Annotated in this window: 21 protein-coding genes and 2 pseudogenes; 6 read left to right on the forward strand and 17 right to left on the reverse strand. The window is 68.1% G+C overall.

The genetic code is table 11. The features are described 5' to 3' along the window. Positions 1-4 precede the first annotated feature (4 nt). The 3 genes and pseudogenes from F1D05_RS06255 to F1D05_RS42840 form a co-directional block, all read right to left on the reverse strand. Complete coding sequence (locus F1D05_RS06255; protein ID WP_185446409.1) at positions 5-2260, reverse strand: [protein-PII] uridylyltransferase; 2256 nt, start codon at positions 2258-2260, stop codon at positions 5-7. After that, positions 2261-2599, reverse strand: a complete 339-nt coding sequence (locus F1D05_RS06260) for a P-II family nitrogen regulator (protein WP_185446410.1) — start codon at positions 2597-2599, stop codon at positions 2261-2263. Then, positions 2596-3949: pseudogene (locus tag F1D05_RS42840) on the reverse strand (ammonium transporter). The gene F1D05_RS06260 and the pseudogene F1D05_RS42840 overlap by 4 nt, the downstream one beginning before the upstream one ends. A 253-nt stretch (positions 3950-4202) precedes the next feature. On the opposite strand from F1D05_RS42840, the gene F1D05_RS06270 reads away from it, so the two are divergent. Then, on the forward strand, positions 4203-4799 hold the full coding sequence (locus F1D05_RS06270; RefSeq protein WP_185446411.1) for a TetR/AcrR family transcriptional regulator: 597 nt from the start codon (positions 4203-4205) through the stop codon (positions 4797-4799). 1 nt (position 4800) lies between these two features. Here F1D05_RS06270 and F1D05_RS06275 read toward each other — a convergent pair whose 3' ends face one another. From F1D05_RS06275 to F1D05_RS06285, 3 genes are read right to left on the reverse strand one after another with little or no spacing between them, the layout of a single operon-like run. Next, positions 4801-6048 (reverse strand): hypothetical protein, encoded by a 1248-nt coding sequence (locus tag F1D05_RS06275; protein ID WP_185446412.1) that lies wholly within the window; start codon positions 6046-6048, stop codon positions 4801-4803. Then, a complete protein-coding gene (locus F1D05_RS06280; RefSeq protein WP_185446413.1) occupies positions 6045-6512 on the reverse strand; it encodes an RNA polymerase sigma factor in 468 nt (155 codons plus the stop codon). The genes F1D05_RS06275 and F1D05_RS06280 overlap by 4 nt, the downstream gene beginning before the upstream one ends. A gap of 26 nt (positions 6513-6538) precedes the next feature. Further along, positions 6539-7486 carry an NAD(P)/FAD-dependent oxidoreductase gene (locus tag F1D05_RS06285; RefSeq protein WP_185446414.1) on the reverse strand — a complete coding sequence of 316 codons (948 nt, stop codon included), beginning with the start codon at positions 7484-7486 and terminating at the stop codon, positions 6539-6541. A gap of 80 nt (positions 7487-7566) precedes the next feature. Here F1D05_RS06285 and F1D05_RS06290 point away from each other — a divergent pair, with 80 nt between their 5' ends. Further along, positions 7567-8145, forward strand: a complete 579-nt coding sequence (locus F1D05_RS06290; protein ID WP_185446415.1) for a helix-turn-helix domain-containing protein — start codon at positions 7567-7569, stop codon at positions 8143-8145. A 44-nt stretch (positions 8146-8189) separates the two neighbouring features. Next, entirely contained in the window at positions 8190-9173 is a 984-nt protein-coding gene (locus F1D05_RS06295) for an asparaginase (RefSeq protein WP_185446416.1), read from the forward strand. 17 nt (positions 9174-9190) lie between these two features. Here the strand turns inward: F1D05_RS06295 and ftsY are convergent, their stop codons facing one another. From ftsY to F1D05_RS06320, 5 genes are all read right to left on the reverse strand, one after another. Continuing rightward, positions 9191-10378: a signal recognition particle-docking protein FtsY gene (gene ftsY / locus F1D05_RS06300; protein WP_185446417.1), complete on the reverse strand. Its 1188-nt coding sequence runs from the start codon at positions 10376-10378 to the stop codon at positions 9191-9193. Positions 10379-10552: 174 nt separating this feature from the next. Further along, entirely contained in the window at positions 10553-12229 is a 1677-nt protein-coding gene (cydC, locus tag F1D05_RS06305; RefSeq protein ID WP_246486465.1) for a thiol reductant ABC exporter subunit CydC, read from the reverse strand. After that, complete coding sequence (gene cydD, locus F1D05_RS06310; RefSeq protein ID WP_185446418.1) at positions 12226-13851, reverse strand: thiol reductant ABC exporter subunit CydD; 1626 nt, start codon at positions 13849-13851, stop codon at positions 12226-12228. The genes cydC and cydD overlap by 4 nt, the downstream gene beginning before the upstream one ends. Beyond that, complete coding sequence (gene cydB / locus F1D05_RS06315; protein ID WP_185446419.1) at positions 13848-14840, reverse strand: cytochrome d ubiquinol oxidase subunit II; 993 nt, start codon at positions 14838-14840, stop codon at positions 13848-13850. The genes cydD and cydB overlap by 4 nt, the downstream gene beginning before the upstream one ends. A gap of 13 nt (positions 14841-14853) precedes the next feature. After that, the gene (locus F1D05_RS06320; RefSeq protein ID WP_185446420.1) at positions 14854-16260 is read right to left on the reverse strand and encodes a cytochrome ubiquinol oxidase subunit I; all 1407 of its coding nucleotides are present in this window, start codon (positions 16258-16260) and stop codon (positions 14854-14856) included. 80 nt (positions 16261-16340) lie between these two features. Here F1D05_RS06320 and F1D05_RS41835 point away from each other — a divergent pair, with 80 nt between their 5' ends. Genes F1D05_RS41835 through F1D05_RS06330 form a run of 3 tightly spaced genes read left to right on the forward strand, consistent with a single transcriptional unit; the run spans position 16341 to position 17648 of the window. Further along, on the forward strand, positions 16341-16466 hold the full coding sequence (locus F1D05_RS41835; protein ID WP_281388916.1) for a hypothetical protein: 126 nt from the start codon (positions 16341-16343) through the stop codon (positions 16464-16466). Further along, on the forward strand, positions 16459-16746 hold the full coding sequence (locus tag F1D05_RS06325) for a BlaI/MecI/CopY family transcriptional regulator (RefSeq protein ID WP_281388917.1): 288 nt from the start codon (positions 16459-16461) through the stop codon (positions 16744-16746). The genes F1D05_RS41835 and F1D05_RS06325 overlap by 8 nt, the downstream gene beginning before the upstream one ends. Beyond that, positions 16743-17648, forward strand: a complete 906-nt coding sequence (locus F1D05_RS06330) for a M56 family metallopeptidase (protein WP_185446421.1) — start codon at positions 16743-16745, stop codon at positions 17646-17648. Before F1D05_RS06325 ends, F1D05_RS06330 begins: the two co-directional genes overlap by 4 nt. A 172-nt stretch (positions 17649-17820) precedes the next feature. On the opposite strand, the gene F1D05_RS06335 is transcribed toward F1D05_RS06330, so the two are convergent. The 6 genes and pseudogenes from F1D05_RS06335 to F1D05_RS06360 form a co-directional block, all read right to left on the reverse strand. Beyond that, complete coding sequence (locus F1D05_RS06335) at positions 17821-18915, reverse strand: threonine aldolase family protein (protein WP_246486466.1); 1095 nt, start codon at positions 18913-18915, stop codon at positions 17821-17823. Positions 18916-18959: 44 nt separating this feature from the next. Then, complete coding sequence (locus F1D05_RS39830) at positions 18960-19289, reverse strand: hypothetical protein (protein WP_246486467.1); 330 nt, start codon at positions 19287-19289, stop codon at positions 18960-18962. A 313-nt stretch (positions 19290-19602) separates the two neighbouring features. Further along, a pseudogene (locus F1D05_RS42845) lies at positions 19603-19671 on the reverse strand (anti-sigma factor); the annotation flags it as partial. Beyond that, the gene (locus F1D05_RS06350; RefSeq protein WP_185446425.1) at positions 19668-20198 is read right to left on the reverse strand and encodes a sigma-70 family RNA polymerase sigma factor; all 531 of its coding nucleotides are present in this window, start codon (positions 20196-20198) and stop codon (positions 19668-19670) included. The pseudogene F1D05_RS42845 and the gene F1D05_RS06350, both read right to left, overlap by 4 nt. Positions 20199-20319: 121 nt before the next feature. After that, entirely contained in the window at positions 20320-20841 is a 522-nt protein-coding gene (locus F1D05_RS06355) for a hypothetical protein (RefSeq protein WP_185446426.1), read from the reverse strand. A gap of 446 nt (positions 20842-21287) precedes the next feature. Further along, positions 21288-21830, reverse strand: coding sequence for a GNAT family N-acetyltransferase (locus F1D05_RS06360; RefSeq protein ID WP_185446427.1), 543 nt, complete (start codon positions 21828-21830; stop codon positions 21288-21290). Positions 21831-21977: the final 147 nt, after the last annotated feature.

Consider the following 21977-nt stretch of genomic DNA (forward strand, 5'->3'; position numbering starts at 1 on the left):
GAGACTAGGACAGGCGATCCAGTACTGACTTGGCTGTCGTCTCCGCGTCTTCTTCCTCCAGCGGCGCGCCGGTGCGGTCCGTCAGGTAGAAGACGTCGACGCACTCGGCACCGAGGGTGCTCACGTGCGCCGAGCGGATGTCCGCGCCGGTCGAGGCGATCGCCGCAGTCACGTCGTAGAGCAGCCCGGGCCGGTCATGGGCACGCACCTGCAGGACGGTCGCTGTCTCCGATGCCCCTGGCAACAAATCCACCCTGCTCGCCACGCCCTGCCTGCCAGAGTCCCGCGCCGCCAACCGGCGTACGAGATCGGCGTCGTCGCGCAGCGCCACAGCAAGCCGGTCCCGCAACCGCACCGGATCAGGCACTGACCCAGCAACCGACCACTGAGAGATCCCCAGCCCGTCGACAGACGTGATCACAGCAGACCGTACTGCGAGCCGCTCGACCGCCAGTACGCCAGCAACCGTGGACAGCGTCCCCACCTGATCGGGCACAGCCACGCTGACCCGCAGATCGCCGACGTGGTTCGACACGGTCACGCCGACCCGCCCGATACCGACCACCTGGTGCAAATCGGGAACAGGGATGGTCGGAGCCTCGGTCCACAGCCCGGCACCTCCTCCGGACAGCTCACCTCGCACCCGACGGGACAGCTCCCCCACCAACCGCATCCGCCAGGGCGACGAAGCGGCAGGCCCAGCAGCCCGAGCATCGGCGTACGTCAGCGCCTCCAGCAGATCCAGCGTCTCCGTGTCACCGACGATCCCCGAGACCAGCTCTACCGTCATCGGATCGTCCAGGTCTCGCCGAGTGGCCACCTGCGCAAGCACTAGGTGCTGCCTGACCAGCAGCGTGATCGTAGCGACGTCCGCAGCGGAGAACCCCAGTCGCTGCGCTACGTCCGAAGCGATGACCGCACCGGTCACGCTGTGATCGCCTTCGACGGCTTTGCCCAGGTCGTGCAGCAACGCAGCAACGAGGAGCAGGTCCGGACGGCGTACGTCGCGCACCATCTTCGAAGCCTCGACACAGGTCTCCAGCAGATGCCGGTCGACCGTGTAGCGATGCACGGCCGACTGCGGCGGCCGGAACCGGACGCTGTCCCACTCGGGTAGCAAGCGCGACACATACCCAGCCTGGTCCATCGCTTCCCACACCTCGAGCAGCCCTGGGCCAGCACCGAGCAAGGCACACAGCAACCGCCGCGCCTCTCCAGGCCAAGGTGTAGGCACTTCAGCCGCCGCAGTGGCCAACCGGCCGCACACCGCAGGCGACAGCACGAGCTCGCGATCGGCAGCAACGGCCGCTGCCCGCAGTCCAAGCGCAGGATCACGCTCAGGCCGAGCGTCAGGCATCAGTACGACTTCGCCCTCGTGCTGCCCGACCCCTTCGTCAAGGGCCAACAGCAACGGACCACCAGTCCGCCCCCGACGCCGTGACCGAGGCGGCCGCGTGGCCAGGCTCTCAACCCGTCGCCAGGACACGTCGCACACGTGCGCAAGGGTCCGTCCGGTGGAGTAGACGTGACGCAGCAGCTCATCGCGGTCTGCCATCCCCAGCCCGGCAGCGACCTCACCGGCGACGTCCGCGATCAACCTGTCGGTGGCCCGACCCGCAACGGTGTGCAGCTCATCCCTGATGTTCAGCAGGTCCAGCCGGGCCCGTTCCACCACCGGATGCGGTACGTCGACCAACCACGACGCCACCAATGCCCGCAGTACGACGGCGTCACGCAACCCGCCGTACGCCTCCTTCAGGTCCGGCTCGGCCAGATGAGCCATCTCACCAACGGTGTTGGCACGGTCGCGGCAGGCAGCAGCGAGCGCGGGCAGCCGCGTCTTCGCAGTACGGCGCCAGTCGGCCATCAGCACCGACCGCAGTTGCAGTGTGAGGTGCGAGTCGCCCGCGACGTGCCGCGCATCCAGCAACCCCAGTGCGACCCGTACGTCGTCAGCAGCGGCGCTCTGGGCCTCCGCGATGGTCCGGACGCTGTGGTCCAGCTTGGTCCGCGAGTCCCACAGCGGGTACCAGATCTGAGCGGCCAGTTCGCCGATCCGTGGGTATCCCTCGGTGTGCAGCAGCATCACGTCGAGATCGCTGTACGGCGAAAGCTCCTCCCGGCCGTAGCCGCCGACGGCTACCAGGGCAACGCCCTCGGTCGGCAGACCGAGGGCGTCACAGGCCTTGGAGAGGAGCAGGTACAGCAGCGCGTCCGCCTCTTGCGCCCGAACGCGCCGCTGTTCTGCTCTGTTCACCATCTAGAGGGCGTCTCCGTCGACTTCACCGGTACGGACCCGGACGATCGTCTCGACCGGGGTGACCCAGACCTTGCCGTCGCCGATCTTGCCGGTCTGCGCGGCCTTGACGATCACGTCCACCACATCGGCGCCGTCACTGTCCTCGACGACCACCTCGAGCCGGACCTTCGGGACCAGGTCCACCTCGTACTCCGCGCCCCGGTAGACCTCGGTGTGGCCCTTCTGCCGGCCGTAGCCGCTCGCCTCGGTGACCGTCATCCCGGTCACCCCGAACGTCTCGAGCGCGGCCCGGACGTCTTCCAGCTTGTGCGGCTTGACCACCGCGGTGATCAGCTTCATGCGTTCGCGCCTTCCTTGGAGTCTGCGTCAGCGGGAGCGTCCTCGACGGTCACGGGGGCCGTCGTACGGGCCAGCGGGTTGTGTCCCCGCAGACCGGAAGCGCCCAGGAAGTCGTACGCCGTCTCGGCGTGCTCGACCTGGTCGACACCGGTGACCTCGTCGTCCTCGGTGAGCCGGAAGCCGATCGTCTTGTCGATCAGCTTGCCGAGCCCGAAGGCGACCACGAACGAGTAGACCCCGACCACCAGGTTCGCCAGTGCCTGCCGCCCGAGCTGTCCCGCACCGCCACCGTAGAACAGACCGTCCACCGCCGACGGAGCGGCCGCCGAACCGAGGAAACCGATCGCCAGCGAGCCGAACAGACCGCCGACCAGGTGCACACCGACCACGTCGAGGGAGTCGTCGAAGCCGAGCTTGTACTTCAGCGAGACCGCGAAGGCGCAGATCGCACCGGCCAGTACGCCGAGGATGATCGCGCCGACCGGCGTGACCGCACCACACGAGGGGGTGATCGCGACCAGACCGGCTACCGCACCGGAGGCCATTCCCAGCGTGGTGGCCTTGCCGTGCCGGATCCGCTCCACGACCAGCCAGCCGACCACCGCGGCCGCGGTGGCGACCTGGGTGTTCACGAAGGTGACCGCGGCGGTGGTGCCGGCGCTCAGCGCGGAGCCCGCGTTGAAGCCGAACCAGCCGAACCACAGCAGGGCCGGCACCGAGGATGACCAGCGGAAGGCTGTGCGGCCGCATCGGATCCTTGCGCCACCCCACCCGGCGCCCGAGCACGAGGGCCAGTGCGAGCGCTGCCGCACCGGCGTTCACGTGCACCGCGGTACCACCGGCGAAGTCGATCGCCTTCAGCTTGTCGCCGATCCAGCCGCCGTTGCCGTCGTCCAGGAACCACACCGAGTGCGCGACCGGGAAGTACACCAGGCAGGTCCAGCCCGCCACGAACGCGATCCAGCCACGGAAGGTGGCCCGGTCGGCGATGGCGCCCGAGATGAGCGCCGGGGTGATGATCGCGAACATCAACTGGAAGGCGACGTAGGCGAGGGTCGGAATCGTGCCCGTGACCGCCTCCGGCGCGATCAGGCCCTTCAGGCCCGCCGCCGAGAAGTCACCGATCACGTGCCCGCTGTCACCGCCGAACGTCAGCGTGTAGCCGACCACCACCCACAAGATGGTGACCACGGCGATGGTGATGGCGCTCATCATCATCATGTTGAGCACGCTCTTCACGCGCACCATGCCGCCATAGAAGAAAGCCAGGCCCGGTGTCATCAAGAACACCAGAGCGGCACTTACCAAAACCCAGGCGGTATCGCCGGCGTTGATCTCCATCAACGTCATCCCTTCCATCGATCTGGGGGGTGGCCCGCGTCCTCATCAGGGGGAACTCCACAACGCCGGGAAGCCCGCGCACGGCCACACCGCAAACGGTGTCGGCGCGCCGTTTCAGAAGATCGGTCCGGATGTTTCAGGGATGTGACAAAGCGCCTTCTTAGGTGACATCGGCGTGACATCGGCCGACCTGTGGCACTCTGGCCTGATCACACAGGGCCGCAGCCGCGCCACTGCGCCTGTCCTAACCGGGGACTATGAAATGGGGACCACAAGCGGGGAAAGGCCGCGCCGCGGCAGGCCGCGCGATCCGGAGGCTGAGCCGAGGATCCGCCGCTACGCCGTACAGCTGCTGCTGGAGCGTGGGTTCGACGGGATGACAGTGGACGACGTGGCCGAGGCGGCGGGCGTGGGCAAAGCCACGATCTACCGCCGCTGGGCCAGCAAGGAGGAGCTGGCCAACGACGCCCTGACCGAGCTGTTCGACATCGAGATCCCCGATGCGGACACCGGCTCGATCGAGGGCGACCTGCAGCACGTCTATCGCAATGCCTTGCTGTTCGTGAACACCAAGGAAGGGATCGCATGGATCCGGCTGGCGATCACCGAGATGAACCGCGACGAGCAGTTCGCCGTGCTCTACCGGTCCTTCCTGGGGCGCCGGGTCGCGTTGACGGCGGCCGCTCTGGAGCGGGCCCGGCAGCGCGGTGAACCCATCCGGGCGAATGCCGACCCGGTGATGATGGTGCAGTGGCTCGCGGGCGTACTGGTCGTCCGGGCGCTCACCGGTGAACCGATGCCGGCAGTGGAGGACGCCGACCATCTGGTCAGCGTGACGATGCGCGCCATCGCCGAGTAGTTCAGCCGCGGACGCCGGGCCCGAGGGCGACTCCACTCACCTCGAGCTCGGTGACCCGGCGTACGTGGCCGCTCCGAACGCCCCAGGCGATCACCCAGCTCTGCACCTGGATGAGGACGGTGTTGTCGTCGTACCAGCCGAGGACCAGGCAGCAGCCGGGCGCCCGGGCAACATCCGGGGCGAGGGTTCCCGCCGTGGGCGGCGGAGACGGGCCGAGCACGAGCAGCCGGTCCGGCAGGGACCGCTGCCCGGAGATAGCCGCCACGACCTGCGGTGGGGCGTCCGCCTTGGTTATCTGCGGTAGCTCGTCAGCGATGAACAGTCGAGCAGCCGTAGGTCCGCCGCCGAAGGTCTGCCCGACCCAGGACGCCACCGGCAGCTGCACCGCAGCGCTGGGAGCCCAGCCGCCGTCGACGGAGTATTGCGACAGAGCCACCCGCCCTGCGGCGTCATCCAACCGGTACGGCGCGGTCGCCGCGTCCGGGTCGCTACTGGGCTCTACCGGGGTGACATCGCGCTCTCCGTAGCCGCCGCTACCGATCACGACGCGGTAGGCAGCATCCGGGCCGCTGACGAGCAGCCGGTTGCCATCGGGCAGCCAACTGACACTGCGTAGGTCCTGTGTCGGCACGTCGATCTGCCGAACCTTCGCATTCAAGGCACTCAGCACCAGCACTTGCCCGGGCTGCGGGAAGGCAACCAGGGCACCGTTCGGCGACACAGCGCCAGAGCTGAGGGGGGCGCCGGTACCGATCGCGCTCAGTCGTACGTCGGCACGCGACCACTTCCCGTCATTGCCGAGCAGGAGCGGATCGTAGGACCCACTGTGGCTCGCGAGCACCACTGCCGCGATCTGCTTGACCGGCGAGTCGCCGAGGTTCGCCGGCGAGTCCGGCAGCTTCAGCGCCTCCCCCATCGGGGTGTCGAGGTGGTCGAGGTACCGCTCGCTGCCGCTCGGTGGAGCGACCCAGAAGTCCATCCCGCTAATCTGCCCGGCCGGCTGCACGGCACCTGGCGGCCCGGGCGGCGGTGTGGTCGGCGGCGCGATCCCTGCCTTGCCCCCTCCGAGCGTGGCGATCAGTGCGATCACCGCACCGATCACCAGGATCGCTACCAGGGCGATGACCCTACTGCGCCTGCGTCGGCGGCGGATCCCGACCGCGGCGGTCCAGGCGGCGTCGGCAAGGTCCGGCTCGAACATGCCGTCGACAGCCTGGACCAGAAGCGGGTTGACGTCTTCCCGCCTCATCGCCAATCCCTCCGCCGGGTATCGCGGTCGTCACCGGCACCAAGCGCGGTCCGGAACTGACTCAGCGCGGCCAGCCCATGCCCGTGCACGGTGGTGTGCGACAGGTTGAGCACGTCGGCCACCTCGAACTCAGTGAGCTCTTCGAGGTACAGCAGGACGAACACAGCACGCTGGACCGGGCTGAGCGTTGCCAGCGCCGACCGGACCGGGCTGTCGTCATCCTCCTCCAGCACTGGCGGCTTGGCCCGCGACCAGCGGGACAGCGCCGCGTCGTACAGGATCCGCTGCACGAAGACATCGGGGTCGTCGACTCTCCCCCAGCGCAGCGCCAACCGCGTGAAGGCGTGTCGCAGCTGCTCCTCGGCCCGATCCAGGTCGGCATACACCAGGTAAGCCGCCCGAAGCCATTTCCCCTGCCGCGCATCGACGTACGAGGCGAATTCTGGGTCGACAATGTCGCGCATCCACCCTCCCGCCCCTATTCAACTCCTCAACTACTCCGCGCGGCCACTGCCAGCCGGATCTCTTCTTCGATCAGATCGAAATTGATGACTGCCCCGGCGGCCAGACCGGCCGCCGCGGAGGTGATCACCTGGGCTCGTGGGTCGGCGACGTTGCCAGCAACCCACACGCCGGGAACCGTGGTCTTGCCGCCGGGCTCGGACGGGATGACGGTGCCCATCGAGACTCCCTCGGCCCCTACTTCGGCCGGTACGAGGCCCAGCTCTTCCAGGAACGCAGCGCGAGCAATGGCGTGCGGCTGCACTACCAGCGCCTGACAGGGAATGACCTTGCCGCTCTCCAGCCGTACGCCGGACAGCTTGTCGTCCGTTACCTCTACTTCCACGACCTTGCCCTGTACTACGGAGATGCCGCGCGCGGCCAGCTCCTCCCATTCCTGCTCTGTCGGCTCCTGCCCGTCGTTGAGGAACAGCGTGACGTTGTCGCTCAGCTGCCGGAACATCATCGTCTGGTGAATCGCCATCCCGCCGGTAGCCAGTACGCCGATCGCCTGGTCGCGCACCTCCCAACCGTGGCAGTACGGGCAGTGAAGCACGTCCCGACCAAACCGCTCAGCAAGTCCCTGTACGTCGGGAAGCTCATCAGCCAGCCCGGTGGTCACCAGCAACCGCCGGGCGCGAACCACGGTCCCGTCGGCAGACTCGACCTCGAACCCATCGTCTCGCGGCGAGACCGCCGTGACGGTGCCGGTGCGTACCTCTGCGCCGTAGCCGGCCACCTCGGCACGGCCTAGCGCGTAGAGCTCGGCCGGCGGCACCCCGTCCCGGGTCAGGAAGTTGTGGACGTGCTCGGCCGGTGCGTTACGGGGCGTGCCCTCGTCGATCACCAGCACCGAGCGGCGGGACCGGGCCAGAGCGAGCGCGCCTGAGAGCCCTGCCGCTCCACCACCGATGACCACTACGTCGTACTCGTTCATCGTGACTCCTTCTCGAAAGCTTTGATCCGAGAGTCGATCGGAATCGCCAAAACGACAAGAAAGTTTGCCAAGATGGCAACATGGAATCGTTCGAGAACGTGCTGGACGGCGTCGGCCCGAGGTTGCGGAGGCTCCGGCAGGAGCGCGGTACGACGCTGGCGGAGCTCGCGGCGAGCACGGGGATCTCCGTCAGCACCCTGTCGCGCCTGGAGGCCGGCCAGCGACGGCCGACGCTGGAGCTACTACTGCCGCTGGCCCACGCGCACCAGGTCCAGCTGGACGAACTGGTCGACGCTCCACCGACAGGCGACCCGCGGATCCACGCCCGGCCGATCAAGCGGGAGGACGGTGCCGTGATGATCCCCCTGACCCGGCGACCCGGTGGACTGCAGGCGTACAAGCAGATCGTCCCTGCCGGCTGGCCGGGCCGCGAACCCGACCCGAGGACGCACGAGGGCTACGACTGGATGTACGTGCTCTCCGGCCGGATCCGATTGCTGCTGGGCGACAAGGACCTCCTGCTGGCCGAAGGCGAGGTCGCTGAGTTCGACACCCGGATCCCGCACTGGTTCAGCAACCCCGGTCCGGGCTCTGCCGAGATGCTGTGTCTCTACGGCCCACAGGGCGAACGACTGCACGTGCGAGCGCGATCCAAGTAGGGAGTAATCTTCCCGGGCTTGTCACGAACGAGAGGACTTGCCCTGTGAGCGTCGCACTGTTCACCCTTGGCGGCACGATCGGCATGGCCGGCCGCAGTACGGCGGGGGTCACCCGGCTGACTGGAGCCGAACTGGCCGCCGCAGTACCGGGCCTGGCCGAGCTGGGCTGTCCGGTCGAGGTGCAGGACATCGAGGCAGTGCCCAGCGCGAACCTGACGCTGGCCGGGATGCTCGACGTGGTCGACGCCGCCTCCAAGGCGATCAGCAACGGCGCGACCGGCATCGTCGTCCTGCAAGGCTCGGACACTCTCGAGGAGACCACCTTCTTGGTGGACCAGGTCTGGCCGCACTCCAATCCCTTCGTGCTCACCGGTGCGATGCGGAACCCCACGCTGGCGGGCCCCGACGGCCCGGCGAACCTCCTGGCCGCCGCACGGGTCGCCTGCTCCCCCGCAGCTCGCGACCTGGGCGCGCTGGTGGTCTTCAACGACCAGATCCACGCCGCCCGCTGGGTACGGAAGACCCACAGCACCAGTACTGCGACCTTCGCGTCCCCCAACACCGGGCCGATCGGCCACCTGGTGGAGGACCAGGTGCGGATCCTGACCCGCCCCGCCCGGCAGGACGGCGTACATGGTCGGGCTACGCCAGAAGACCTTGATGCGAACAAGGTGGCGCTCTACACCGTCACGCTGGACGACGACGGCCTGCTGCTCGAAGGACTCGCCGATAAGTACCAGGGCCTGGTCGTGGCCGGCTACGGCGTCGGCCACGTGCCCGCTGCGCTCGCTCCCGTACTCGCCGAGCTCGCCCAGCGCATCCCCGTCGTCCTCACGTCGCGCACCGGCGGCGGCTCCGTACTACGGAACACCTACAGCTCGGTCGGCTCCGAGTCCGACCTGTTGCAGCGCGGCCTGATCGACGCGGGCTTCCTCGACCCGTACAAATCGCGAATCCTCCTACGGTTGCTCTTGGCAACGAATGAGGGTCCGGACGAGATCACCGCAGCCTTCGCACAACACCACTGACCCGGCCCCTGAGCTGATCAGTCGAGCAGGGCGTCGACGAACTCCTCCGCGTCGAACGGGGCGAGGTCGTCGGCGCCTTCACCGAGGCCGACCAGCTTCACCGGTACGCCGAGCTCGCGCTGGACTGCGATCACGATGCCACCCTTCGCCGTACCGTCCAGCTTGGTCAGCACCAGGCCGGTCACGTTGATCACCTCGGCGAACACGCGGGCCTGGGTCAGCCCGTTCTGCCCGGTGGTGGCGTCGATGACGAGCAGCACCTCGTCCACCTCGGCGGCCTTCTCGATCACCCGCTTCACCTTGCCGAGCTCGTCCATCAGACCGGTCTTGGTGTGCAGCCGGCCGGCCGTGTCGACCAGTACGACGTCGGCCGACTCCTCGATCCCCTGCTTGACCGCGTCGAACGCGATGCTCGCCGGGTCGCCGCCCTCGGGCCCACGCACGGTCCGTACGCCGACACGCTCGCCCCAGGTCTGCAGCTGATCGGCGGCAGCGGCCCGGAACGTGTCAGCCGCGCCGAGCACCACGTGCTTGTTCTCAGCGACCAGGACGCGGGCCAGCTTGCCGACCGTGGTGGTCTTGCCGGTGCCGTTCACACCGACCACCAGCACGACAGCCGGCTGGCCTTCCTTGCCTTCCAGCTTCAGTGTGCGGTCCAGCCCCGGGTTCACCAGGGCGACCAGCTCCTCACGCAGGATGGTCCGGGCCTTGTCGCCGGAGACGCCCTCGACGCGGACCCGGGTGCGCAGCTTCTCGACCAGCTCCTGGGTCGGCGCGACACCCACGTCGGCCGTGATCAGCGTGGTCTCGATGTCCTCCCACGCTTCCTCGTCCAGCGTGTCCCGCGACAGCAGCGCGAGCAGCCCCTTGCCCAGGGAGCCCTGCGACCGGGCCAGCCGGGCCCGCAGCCGGACCAGCCGGCCCTGTGCCGACTCAGGCTTGTCGAGCGTCGCAGTCGCTCCCGACTCGGGCAGCTCGGCGTCCTCGAGTGTCCAGGTCGGCGTGTCCCGCGGCTCCTCCGCGTCGTCGCCGACCTTGGGCTCGGTCAGCTCGGGCGCCGGCTTGGCGGCGGGCAGCTCGGCCTTGCGGCGGCGGGAGGAGACGACCAGGCCGGCGGTACCGCCGACCAGCAGGACGGCGACCACCGCGATGATGGCGATCAGTGCCTGGTCCGTGAGCAGAGTGACAAGCTGAGTGTTCAACACGCCCCCATCTTTACAGACCCCCTGATCCACTCCCGCGATCACCGCAGGAGGACCCGCTGTGCAGGTCGTCCTGCTGGGGGACAACGGCGTGGTCAACCGGCCGTATTCGATCACCGTCTCCTGCTGAACCGGGATCTCCCTTGGCGTCCGAGATCGCAGCACGGATCTCGGACGCTAAGGGAGTACGAGAGTGCGGGTCGCGGACGGAGCCTGAGCGGGGTGGTGAGTGAGCAGCAGGACGGTCCGGTCACCCGCCGCGGCGTACAGGTCTGCCAACAGAGCTCTACCGGTCTCCTCGTCCAGATGCTCCGTGGGCTCGTCCAGCACCAGTACGTCGTGGTCCGCGAGCAGCAGTCGCGCGAAGGCGAGCCGCTGTCGCTCCCCACCCGACAGGCGAGCGCCGTGCTCCCCCACCATCGTGTCCAGCCCGTCCGGCAGGCTGTCGACGAATTCGCCGAGCCGAGCGCGGTACAGCGCCTTCCACAGCCTCAGGTCACTCGAACCGGGCCTGGCCAGCAGCAGGTTCTCCCGGATGCTCGTGTCGAACACATGGCTCTCCTGAGTCAGCAACCCGATCACCGATCGCACCTGGTCGCCTTGCAACCGCAGCAGGTCCACTCCATCGAGCAGCACCTCTCCGCCACGCGGATCCAGGAAACGGAGCAGTACTGCGGCCAGCGTGCTCTTCCCCGAACCGCTAGAACCAGTCACCACTACGCGGCTTCCTGCGGGTAAGTCCAGGTCTACCTTGCGCAGCACGTCCGGCCCGTCGCCGTACCCAGCTCGCAGACCGCGGATCCGCAGGTGCCGACCGATCGGCAACGGCTCAGCCACGACGGGTTCGGTCACTGGAATCGGAGCGGCCAGGATCTCCTGCAGCCGGGCCAGCGAAGCCCGGACCCGGATCCCCAACTGGGCCGCAACCGGGATGCCACCGAGCACGTCCGCGAGGGCGAGCGGAGTCAGGACCAGGACTGCCAGCACAGGCCCCGACACGTCTGATTCGCTGCCGAGCACCAACCCAGCCACACTCGCGCCGCCGACACACAGCACGAGCAGCGCGTTCCCCAGGCCGGCACTCCACGCAGACCGACGTTCTGCTTGAGCCAGCCGCGCATCGGCTGCGGCAAACCCGGCCAGCACGTTGTCGACCGCGTTGAAGGCGACTACATCGGCCGCAGTCAGCAGTGCCTCGGTAGCACCTGCGGCGACGTCTCCCCTAGCTCCAGCGATCGTCCGCTCGGCTATTGCTGCCGAAGCCCCAGTCACCCACGGCACCACCGTGCAAGCCGTCACAACAGCGAGCGCGACCACGCCACCAGCGACCGGAAGCAGGATGACCAGTAGGGCAACCGTCGCAGCAGCCGTCACTGAAGCAACCAACACCGGCAGCGCTACCCGCAACCAGAGGTCCAGCACTGCGTCGACGTCCAGCACCAACCGCGCCAACAGATCACCGCTGCGCAGCAACAACCCCGACGGCGCCAACTCCTCCAGCCGCCCAGCAACCCGCGACCGCACCTCCCCCAACACCCTGTACGCCGCGTCGTGCGCCGCAAGCCGCTCGACGTACCGGAACACCCCGCGCCCCACGCCGAACGCCCGAACAGCCACGATCGCGACCATCAACGTCAGCACCGGCGGCTGCGCGGCGGCGGTCGTGATCAACCAGGCAGAAGTAGCCAGCAACGCCACCGCGGACCCCGACGCCAACACACCGGCAACCACAGCAAGCACCAACCGCCCAGCAACCCGCCGATCTGGCAGAGCAAGCACACCCAGCCCGCCGCCACCCTGCCCTGCAGCCACGGCCTTGCTTACGATCTCTCCCTCGCCGAGCAGGATGCTCATGCCGTCACCAGTTCTCGGGCGCCAACCTCGACCACACGATCTGCTGCGGCTATCAGCGCTGGGCGGTGTGCCACCAGCAGCGCCGTCCTACCGGTCGCCCGCAGACTTGCAACAACTGCTGCTTCTGCATCCGCATCCAGCCCAGCCGTCGGCTCGTCCAGCAACAGCACTGGCGCGTCGGTGATCAGTGCCCGAGCAAGCGCCACCCGACGCCGCTGACCACCCGACAGCAGCTTCCCCTGCTCGCCTACCGCGGTCTCCAGCTCCAACTCGGCAGCACCTGCGGTATCCAATGCCTGCCGCACCTGCAAATCGGAAGCCGCCGGCCGACCAAGCCGCACGTTGTCCGCGATGCTCCCCACCAGCAGACCTGGGCGCTGTGGCACCCATGCGAACTGCTGCCGCCAGAGCACCGGATCGAACTCGTCCGCTGCAGTCCCGGCCGCAACGATCACCCCGCGCTCCGGAACGACGAACCCGAGCAACGCAGCCAACACCGTCGACTTGCCCGCCCCACTAGGCCCTGTCAACGCGACCACCTCCCCCGGCCACAGCTCCAGGTCGAACCCTTCCAGCGCCGGCGTCGACCGACCGGCGTACGCCACAGTCACGTCATGCAGGTGCAGCGGCGTCACCCGCAGATCCGGTACGTCGGTCCGGTCGCCCAGCACCGGCAACGGTGTCTCCAGCACCCGGAACACTTCTTCGCTAGCCGCAACCCCGTCCGCGCTCGCGTGGAACTGAGCACCGACCTGCCGCAGCGGCAAGTACGCCTCGGGCGCCAGGATCAACACCAGCAGCGCGGTCTCCAGCCCGAGCTTCCCGTCGACCAGCCGCAGCCCGACGCCGACCGCGACCAGCGCCACCGAGATGCTGGCCAGCAGTTCCAGGACAAGCGACGACAAGAAGGCCAGCCGCAGACTCCCCATCGAAGCCACCCGATGCCGATCGGTCACCCGCTCGACCGCGACAGCCTGAGACTTGGCCCGGCCGAACAGCTTGAGCGTCGGCAGCCCGGAGACGACATCAGCGAAGTGGTGAGCGAGCACAGCAAGCGCGTGCTGCCTGCGCCTGCTGTGCGCCTGGGTAACCCAGCCGATCAGCGCCATGAAGATCGGGATCAGCGGCAGCGTCACCAGCACCGTCCCCGCCGCCAGCAGATCACCGGTCGCCATCCAGCCGATCACCCCGGCCGGCACTGTCGACGCCAGCACCAACTGCGGCAGGTACCGCGCGAAGTACGGGTCCAGATCGTCCAGGCCCTTGGTCAGCAACGTGGTGAGCGCGCTGCTGCGCTCCCCACTCAGCCAGGCGGGCCCGAGCTTCAGCGAGTGGTCCAGCACCTGCCTGCGCAGCGTCGACTTCACCGCAGCTGCAGTCCGCTGCGCGACAACCTCCTGCAACCACAGCAACAGGGCTCGCGCGACGATCACCGCCGCGAGCGACCAGACAACCGCGGCGGCCAACTCGCCTCGCAGTACGACGCCTGCAATCCCGTGCGCCAACAGCACGGCCTGTACGACGATCAGCAGGCCGGTGGCGACGCCGATCAGCACGGATCCGGCCAGGAACGTCCGGGCCGCCTTGGCCCGGCGCAGCAGTCGCGGATCCAAAGGCTTCACGGGGCCACCTCCACCGTGATCCGCTGGCGGAAGACCCAGTAGGTCCAGCCCTGGTACAGCATCACCAGCGGCGTGAAGATTGCGGCGATGACCGTCAGCAACTTCAGCGTGTACGCCGTCGACGCCGCGTTGGTCGTCGTAAGGCTCCAAGCCGAGTCAAGGCTAGACGGCATCACCATCGGGAACAGAGCCAGGAACAGCGACGCCACAGCGAACACCACCGCCACTGCCGTCCCGACAAAGGCCCAGCCCTCCCGGCCTCGCTTGTTCGCCACTAGCCCGGCCAGCAGTGCCACAGCCGCCAGACCAGCGACTACTACCGAGACGGCATCTCCCCTGATCCCCTGCGCCCAGCCGAGGAAGCCCACAGCCAACACAGCCGCAGCCAACCCACACAGCGAAGCAAGCCGGTTCGCCCGTCTCCGCAACTCCCCGGTCGTCTTCAAGGCCAGGAAGATCGCGCCGTGCGCCACGAACAGCACCGTGACCGTCGCAGCACCCAGCAGCGCGAACGGACTGAACAGGGACCCGAGGCTCCCCACGAACTCGTGCGAAGTGTCCAGCGGTACGCCGCGGACCAGGTTCGCGAAGATGAGCCCCCACAACACAGCCGGCAGCATCGACCCGATGGTGATCAGCCAGTCCATCCGCGAACGCCAGACCAGGTCGTCCCGCTTACCGCGGTACTCCAGCGCCACCCCGCGCAGGATCAGCGCCACCAGGATCACGAACAGCGGCAGGTAGAACCCGCTGAACAGAGTCGCGTACCACTCCGGGAACGCCGCGAACGTCATCGCACCCGCGACGATCAGCCAGACCTCGTTCCCGTCCCAGACCGGCCCGATCGTGGTGATCACCGCCCGCCGTTCCGGCTCGTCCCGGCCGAGCACCCGAAGCAGGATGCCCACCCCGAAGTCGAAGCCCTCCAACACGAAGTACCCGATCCACAGGCCCGCGATGATCACGAACCACACCGTCGTCAGTTCCATCCCGATCCTCTCCTCAGTACGCGAACGACAGCGGCTTGTCGGCGTTGTCCGGCCCGTCCGGTTCAGGCTCGGGCGAAGTACCGGCCAGACCGCCCCGGATCGTGCGGAACATCAGCTTCGACTCGACCACCGCGAGTACGCCGTACAGAACCGTGAAGCCGATCAGCGAGGTGAGGACTTCGCTGGACGTGGTCCCGGGCGAGACCCCGGCCGAGGTCGGCAGCAGGCCGAACACCAGCCACGGTTGCCTCCCGGTCTCGGTGAAGACCCAGCCGAAGACGTTGGCGAACAGCGGCAGCAACGGGAGCGGCAGCGCCAGCCAGACCAGCAGCCGGTTCGGCGCCCGTCCCCGCCTGGTTGCCCAGAGCAACAACACGGCGAGCCCGGCCGAGGCCATCCCGACGCCGATCATCAGCCGGAAGGTCCAGTACGTGAGCGGGATGTTCGGCTTGTACGAGCCGGGTCCGTAGAGCTGTTCGTACGCGTGCTGCAGTGGGTTGATGCCCTGCACCTCACCCTCGAAGTGCCCGGTGGCCAGGAAGGAGAGCAGGTACGGCACCTTGACCGAGTAGATCTCGCGCGATCCGTCCAGCGTGCCGACGGTGAAGATCGAGAACGAGGCCGGCTTCTCGGATTCGTAGAGCGCCTCGGCCGCCGCCATCTTCATCGGCTGCACCTCGGTCATCACCTTGCCCTGCTGGTCGCCGCTCAGGGCGACGCCGGCGCCGGCCGCGATCACGATCACGGCGCCCAGGCGGAGCGCAGTACGGAATGCTCCCGTGTCCACGCCGGGCCGGCGGACCAGGTGCCAGATCGCGACCCCGGCGACGAACGCTCCGCCGACCATGAACGCCGCGAAGATCGTGTGCGGGTAGGTGACCAGGACGACCTTGTTGGTCAGCACCGCCCAGATGTCGGTCAGCTCGGCGCGGCCGCGGTCGGCGTTGTAGCGGAAGCCGACCGGGTTCTGCATCCACGAGTTCGCGGCCAGGATGAAGTACGCCGAGAGCTGCGTGCCGAGCACCACCATCCAGATGCAGGCCAGGTGGATCCGCTTCGGCAGCCGGTCCCAGCCGAAGATCCACAACCCGATGAAGGTGGACTCGAGGAAGAACGCGAGCAGCCCCTCCAGCGCCAGCGGGGCGCCGAAGACGTCGCCGACGAAGCGCGAGTAGTCGCTCCAGTTCATCCCGAACTGGAACTCCTGGACCAGGCCGGTGACGACGCCCATCGCGATGTTGATCAGGAACAACTTGCCGTAGAACTTCGTCAGCCGCAGGTACTTGTCCTTGCCGGTCCGGTACCAGGCGGTCTGCAGGCCGGCCGTGATCGCGACCAGCGAGATCGTCACCGGGACGAAGAAGAAGTGGTAAACGGTGGTGATCGCGAACTGCCAGCGGGCCAGATCCAAGGTGTCCATCAGAACCTTCCGTGCGATCTACGACGTTACGTAGTAGATGCTACCGCCGATCTACTACGTCGTGTAGTTATACTCGTCACGTGACCGCCGAAGAGATCGTCCCCAGCACGCCGAAGGGCCCCCGTCCGCTCGGCGATCTCGAGCGGACGGTGATGGAGCAGCTGTGGTCGGCCGACGGGGGCCCTGACCGTCCGCGAGGTGCATGAGCGACTCGCAGAGACCAGAGAACTCGCCTACACGACCGTGATGACGGTGCTCGACAGGCTGGCCAAGAAGAAGCTGACCGAGCGCGAGCGTGACGGTAAGGCCTGGCGCTACAAGGCCGCAGCGCCGCGCGAGGAGCTGGCGGCCGATCTGATGCGGGACGCACTCGACCGGGCGGGCGATCGGCGGGAGGCACTGGTCCGCTTCGTCGGCCAGGTCAGCGACGAGGAAGCGGCACTGCTCCGCGACGCGCTGGCGCGACTGGAGGCTCGGGACGGGTGATCACCCCGATCCTGCTCGCCGCGCTCGCTCTGGTGCTGGCCGGACCGGCACCGGCGCTACTGGCTCGCTCTAGCTGGCCGTACCGGATCCCCCGAGCTGCGGTGGCTCTGTGGCAATCGGTCGCGCTGGCCGCAGTACTGGCTGCCTTCGGTGCCGGGATCGCATTGTCGTACTCGACCGCGGGGCAGCCCGGCGAACCCCGGTTCGATCCGTCGTCGTCGCGGGACCTTGCTGCGGCCGCAGTACTCGCCCTGACCGCTCTGGTCGGTGTCAGGCTGCTGTGGGCCGTGGGAAGGGTTGCTGTCGGGACCAGGGCCCGCCGGAGGCGACACCGCGACTTGGTCGACGTCCTGGCTACACCGGACGGGCTGATCCCCGGACTGCGCGTGCTTGCTGAGCAGACGCCGCTGGCCTACTGTCTGCCCGCACTGCGCGGGGCGCGGGTGGTGGTGTCGGTCGGTGCCCTCGACCGGTTGGACGACGGCGAACTGCGAGCCGTGCTGGCCCACGAGCAGGCTCACCTGCGAGCTCGGCACGACCTGGTGCTCGAAGCATTCACAGCGCTCCACACCGCGTTCCCGAGATGGGTCCGCAGTGACGTCGCGCTGGAGCAGACTCGCACGCTGGTCGAACTGCTGGCCGACGACGAGGCACGACGGCGCAACGGACCACTACCGCTAGCCCGCGCCCTGGTCGCCCTCGCCGGCTCCCCCGCACCCGAAGCAGCAATGGCTGCAGCCAAGTCGTCGACGGTCCTCCGCGTCCAAAGACTGAGCGACCCCGAGCCCCGCTATCCACTGCAGTCCGCCGCCACCTACACCGCGGCGGTGCTGCTCCTGGTCGTGCCGACCTTCACCGTCGCCGCCCCGATCGTCAAGGCAGTCGTCAACGCCCTTAGCTAGAAGGACTTTTCAGCTAACCGAAATTCTTGCCCTCGCCCCGGGCGACCGCGAGCAGGACGAGTCCTGACAGGACCAGCAGAATGATCATGGTGACCACGAACGTCAACACAGCTTGACTTCTCTCCCCGATTGTTGCCCCACACAGAACCTCACGTCAGTGCTAGTGACGCGTTCATTCTTCCAGAAGTTCGCCGAACGCCTTACCAACCTCGTCGACGTCCCACCGCAACGTGTCCGGTGTCACCACCAGCTCGACCCACGACCAGCCCGGTACGTCGGCCGGCTGCCAGATGTAGCTGATCGACTCGCGGGTCGCCTCCATCCGGCGTACGGCGGCCAGCTCGATCTGCTCGGCCGGTCGCGGCGCGTACACCCGGAAGGAGTTGCTGTGCGGCGGCTCCGGGAAGACGCGGAAGCCGGCGGTCCGCAGTGCGTCGGCCAGCTCGATCGCCCGCTGGTGAAGGTCTCCCATCAACGGCAGTACGTCGCGGAGTCCGGCGCGCGCCGACACGGCGTACGGGAAGAGTGTGTACGGCGTGCCGCCCAGCCGCCGCTGCCAACGACGTACTTCGGCGACGATGTCCTCCGGTCCGGCAAGAGCTGCACCGCTCAGCCCACCGAGGCCTTTGTAGAACGAGACGTAGACGGTAGTAGCGAGCGCAGCCACTTCGGCGAGGCTGTGTCCGAGGTACGGCGTGCTCTCCCACAACCGGGCGCCGTCCAGGTGCAGCGGTACGCCGCGCTCCGCACAAGCCTCCGAGAACAACACGAGCTCGTCCCAGGTCGGCAGCACGAACCCGGCATCGCGCAGCGGTAGCTCCAGCGCCACAGCAGCCAGGTGACCGGGGATCGCGGCGAGCTCGTCCGGACGTGGTTGCCGCGGTTCTGAGGTCAGCCGCTCGATGCGTAGGTGATGCACTTCCTCCAGCGCGTTCAGCTCGTGCTGCAGGAAGTGCGACAGACCGTGCAGCGCGACCCGCTGGGTGCCGGCACGGTCCGCGTAGACCCGGAGCGCGCTCTGCTGGGCCAGGATCCCGGTCGGCACGAAAACGGCCGCCGGCTTGCCCAGTAGCTCGGCCACCTCCTTCTCCAGCAGTTCGACCTCGCCACCACTGCCGTACGCGTCCTGCTCGTCCTCGGTCGCGGCGTCGGCGAGGGCCCGCAACAAGTCGGGAGCAGGCACCTTCTGGCGGGACAGCCAGCGGTTACAGGCAGCCCCTGCAGCTTTACGCCGGGCCTTGAGGTCTTCCGAAGTAGTAGTCGCCACCACTCCATCCTCTCGCCCCCCGCAACCGAGATTGGCGGCGGCCTTCAGACGGAAGCAGTCACCACGTGCTGGCCCTGCGCGGTCTTGATCTCGACCGACCGGACCTGGCCGATCGGCACCAGCACACCGCCGCCGAAGCGGCTGCCCTCCCGCGCTGCCTTCTCGGAGATCACCCAGCTACCAGCGACATACGTCTTGCCGGACTTGTCGGTGACCAACATCTGGCACTGGGCTCCGGCCTTGAGACCCGCGATGTTGACGGTGATCCAGCTCCAGCCCGCCCGTGGTTCGACAGTGGCTGCCATCGTCGTACCGGTGCTCGCGTCGGTCACCATCACCTGCTTGGACCCCTCGGGGGTGGTATCGACCGCCACCGGGGTGTCGACCGTCTGCCGCCCGATCAGTACGCCGCCACCGACAGCACCGGCGATCACGACTACGGGCCGCGGCCACCGCCAGCCACCGTGCGGGCTTCTTGGGAGCACCGGGTGTAGCAGCGACCACCGGACTTGGAGCAGACTCGGAGCGCACCTGGCGCAGGGTCCGCTGCAGCAGCAGATCGCCATCGGTCGGCGGACCGTCCAGGAACGCCTCCGGCGGGACCTCGCCGAGGAACTCCTTCATCTCCTCCAGCTCGACCAGCTCGGCCCGGCACTCGGCGCAGCCGGCCAGGTGCTCGTCGACCTCGCGGACCCCGTCCGGCTCCAGCGCGCCCAGGGCATAGGCGCCCAGCTGTGAGTGATCGTGCTCGCTCATCTGGCCACCTCCCCTTGCGGGCCCATCACGGTGCGCAGCGCACGGAGGGCGTAATACGATCTCGATTTCACGGTACCGGGCGGAACACCCAGTTCCTTGGCCGCCTCGGTCACGGACCGGCCGCGGTAGTACAGCTCGACCAGTACTTCGCGGTGCTCGGGCGACACCTGGTCCAGCGCGTCCAGCACCACCATGGTGTTCACGACCGCCTCGGAGTGGTCACCCTCGACCGGCGGGCGGTCCGCCACCTCTGCCACCTCGGCAGGCCGGACTGCTCGCGCCCTGGCCCGGTCGGTGACGATGTTGCGAGCCACAGTCAGCAGCCAGCCGCGAACCGAGCCCTTGCCGCTGGTGAGGTCGTCGGCATGCTTCCATGCCCGGACCAGAGTCTCCTGTACGACGTCCTCGGCGGCCGCCCGATCACCGGTCAACCTGGTCGCGTAGGCCAGCACGCTGCGCCCGTGTTCGGCGTACAACGACCGGATCAACACCTCTGCCGAGTCCAGACGGCGGTCCACGTCACCCACCGCAGTCCTCCCGGCCTCGATCGTCACGGTGGTTCGTACGATAGGCGATGTGTCAACACTGCACACTGCAGGGCCCCGAGCGGGACCCTGCAGAACGCAACCGGCCGGATCCATCGGTGACTCAGTAGCCCGAGTTGCCGCTGTCGGAGGCCTGCGTGGTGACCTTCTTGCCGTCCGCGCCGACAACCCACCAGACCTCGCCGAAGGCCTGGCCCTTGGCGTCGCCGACCTTGGTGTCCTTGGCGAACTGGTACAGCGGCAGACCGGCCAGCGTGACCTGCTTACTGCCGTCGGTCCTGGCCACTGTGCCGACCAGAGAGGCGTCCACCCCGTCCAGTTGCGGTGCAGCGTCCCCGGCCATCACCGGCGGCCACATCGCGGCGCACTTCCCGTCGCAGTTGGACTTCGACGGGCCGGCGGCGTCCTTGTCGAACACGTAGAGGGTGCGACCGGTGCCGTCGACAACTACTTTCCCGAAGCTCGCGACGTCAGCAGTGGCGAGCTTCGCGCCGGCGGACTGCCCGCTGCCCGACTGGCTGGTGCTGTTCTGCGGTGCGGCCGGGGTGTCGTTGCCGCCACCGCAGGCGGTCAGCGCGGACAGACCGAGTACGGCCGTTCCGGCGATGAGGGCGTAGCGCTTCATGGTGGATCTCCTTGGCTGGATGGTGATCGACTGTTCGACACCACCCACACGGACGATCCGGCCGATCGGTTCATCCGATCGGCCGGGCTATCGTCTCGTCCTGACCGCACCAGCGGGAATTCCCCGTGCTCATCTGGGGCACAAGGCACCCGGTCTCGCGTTGTGTCAGGTGCTACCGGTCGAACGCCGCTCAGCCTGCTCGACGAGGGCGGGTTCGGGTCGTCGGCTGCCGGGTTTTTCGTCCGCTGCCGGACTTATAGCGCGCTATCGGCCGAACATCGCGTCAGCGGACCCGATCCCAGGGTCCACCCGCACCCCGGGAACCAGGTGGCGGCGAACCATGGTGGGCAGCACCAACCAGCGCCCTACGGAGGAGCCGCGTGGGGCCTCTACCAGCCGGCGACGGAGGTGCTGCATGGGCGCGGTACCAGGTCAGGCGTCAGGTCTCAACGGTCTGACATGAGTCGCGAGGCGTCGGGCCAGACCATGCGGAGGCAACTCGGAGTGCCGTTCAGCCGGGTCGGGTCACCACTGGGTGGCGGTACGGCGGCCTTCTCCACGTTCACGCCGCCGATCGCCTGGTAGAAGCCCTGTGCAGCGACGTTCTGCTCAAGCACCCACAGGTACATCGCGTCACTACCCGCTTCGTCGACGACCGCCCGAGCTGCACGAACCATCAACTCTCTACCGATGCCGCCGCCCTGCCGGCCGTGGTGAACGTGAAGGTTGTCAACCAGACTCCCCCACCCGGGGTCGCGATCGAAGTCCACGTGAACGAACCCGAGCAGCTCCCCGCCCTCCTCCGCAAGAACCGTCGCACTCCCGCCCGACGCAGCAAGTCTCCCGGCCCACACCGCATCCCGCTCGGTCACCACATCCCCATCAAGAAACGAGTCGGCATAAGCCCCCCGATAATGCCGCCGCCAACTATCCGCATGCAGCAATGCGACCTGGTGTGCGTCCTCAACACCAGCAGCCCGAAACCTCATCCACTCCTCCGAACCAATCAGTCCTCAAGCCCCGCCCCCCCAACCTAGCGACCACCGCCCGCCCCGAACCCCCTTATTCGCGGACCGAGACACCGCCATCTGAGCGCACGGTCGCCAGCTCTGCGGGGGATGAAGCCAAGCCGACTG

The organism is Kribbella qitaiheensis (genome assembly GCF_014217565.1).
GTDB classification, from domain to species: domain Bacteria; phylum Actinomycetota; class Actinomycetes; order Propionibacteriales; family Kribbellaceae; genus Kribbella; species Kribbella qitaiheensis_A.

Coding starts and splice junctions, on each gene's coding strand:
- F1D05_RS06360 (WP_185446427.1), bottom strand. CDS start 21,830: ATGAGGTTTCGGGCTGCTGGTGTTGAGGACGCACACCAGGTCGCATTG.
- F1D05_RS06320 (WP_185446420.1), bottom strand. CDS start 16,260: ATGGACACCTTGGATCTGGCCCGCTGGCAGTTCGCGATCACCACCGTT.
- F1D05_RS06260 (WP_185446410.1), bottom strand. CDS start 2,599: ATGAAGCTGATCACCGCGGTGGTCAAGCCGCACAAGCTGGAAGACGTC.
- F1D05_RS06275 (WP_185446412.1), bottom strand. CDS start 6,048: ATGAGGCGGGAAGACGTCAACCCGCTTCTGGTCCAGGCTGTCGACGGC.
- F1D05_RS06280 (WP_185446413.1), bottom strand. CDS start 6,512: ATGCGCGACATTGTCGACCCAGAATTCGCCTCGTACGTCGATGCGCGG.
- cydB (WP_185446419.1), bottom strand. CDS start 14,840: ATGGAACTGACGACGGTGTGGTTCGTGATCATCGCGGGCCTGTGGATC.
- F1D05_RS06290 (WP_185446415.1), top strand. CDS start 7,567: ATGGAATCGTTCGAGAACGTGCTGGACGGCGTCGGCCCGAGGTTGCGG.
- F1D05_RS06285 (WP_185446414.1), bottom strand. CDS start 7,486: ATGAACGAGTACGACGTAGTGGTCATCGGTGGTGGAGCGGCAGGGCTC.
- F1D05_RS06355 (WP_185446426.1), bottom strand. CDS start 20,841: ATGAAGCGCTACGCCCTCATCGCCGGAACGGCCGTACTCGGTCTGTCC.
- cydC (WP_246486465.1), bottom strand. CDS start 12,229: ATGAGCATCCTGCTCGGCGAGGGAGAGATCGTAAGCAAGGCCGTGGCT.
- F1D05_RS06255 (WP_185446409.1), bottom strand. CDS start 2,260: ATGGTGAACAGAGCAGAACAGCGGCGCGTTCGGGCGCAAGAGGCGGAC.
- F1D05_RS06270 (WP_185446411.1), top strand. CDS start 4,203: ATGGGGACCACAAGCGGGGAAAGGCCGCGCCGCGGCAGGCCGCGCGAT.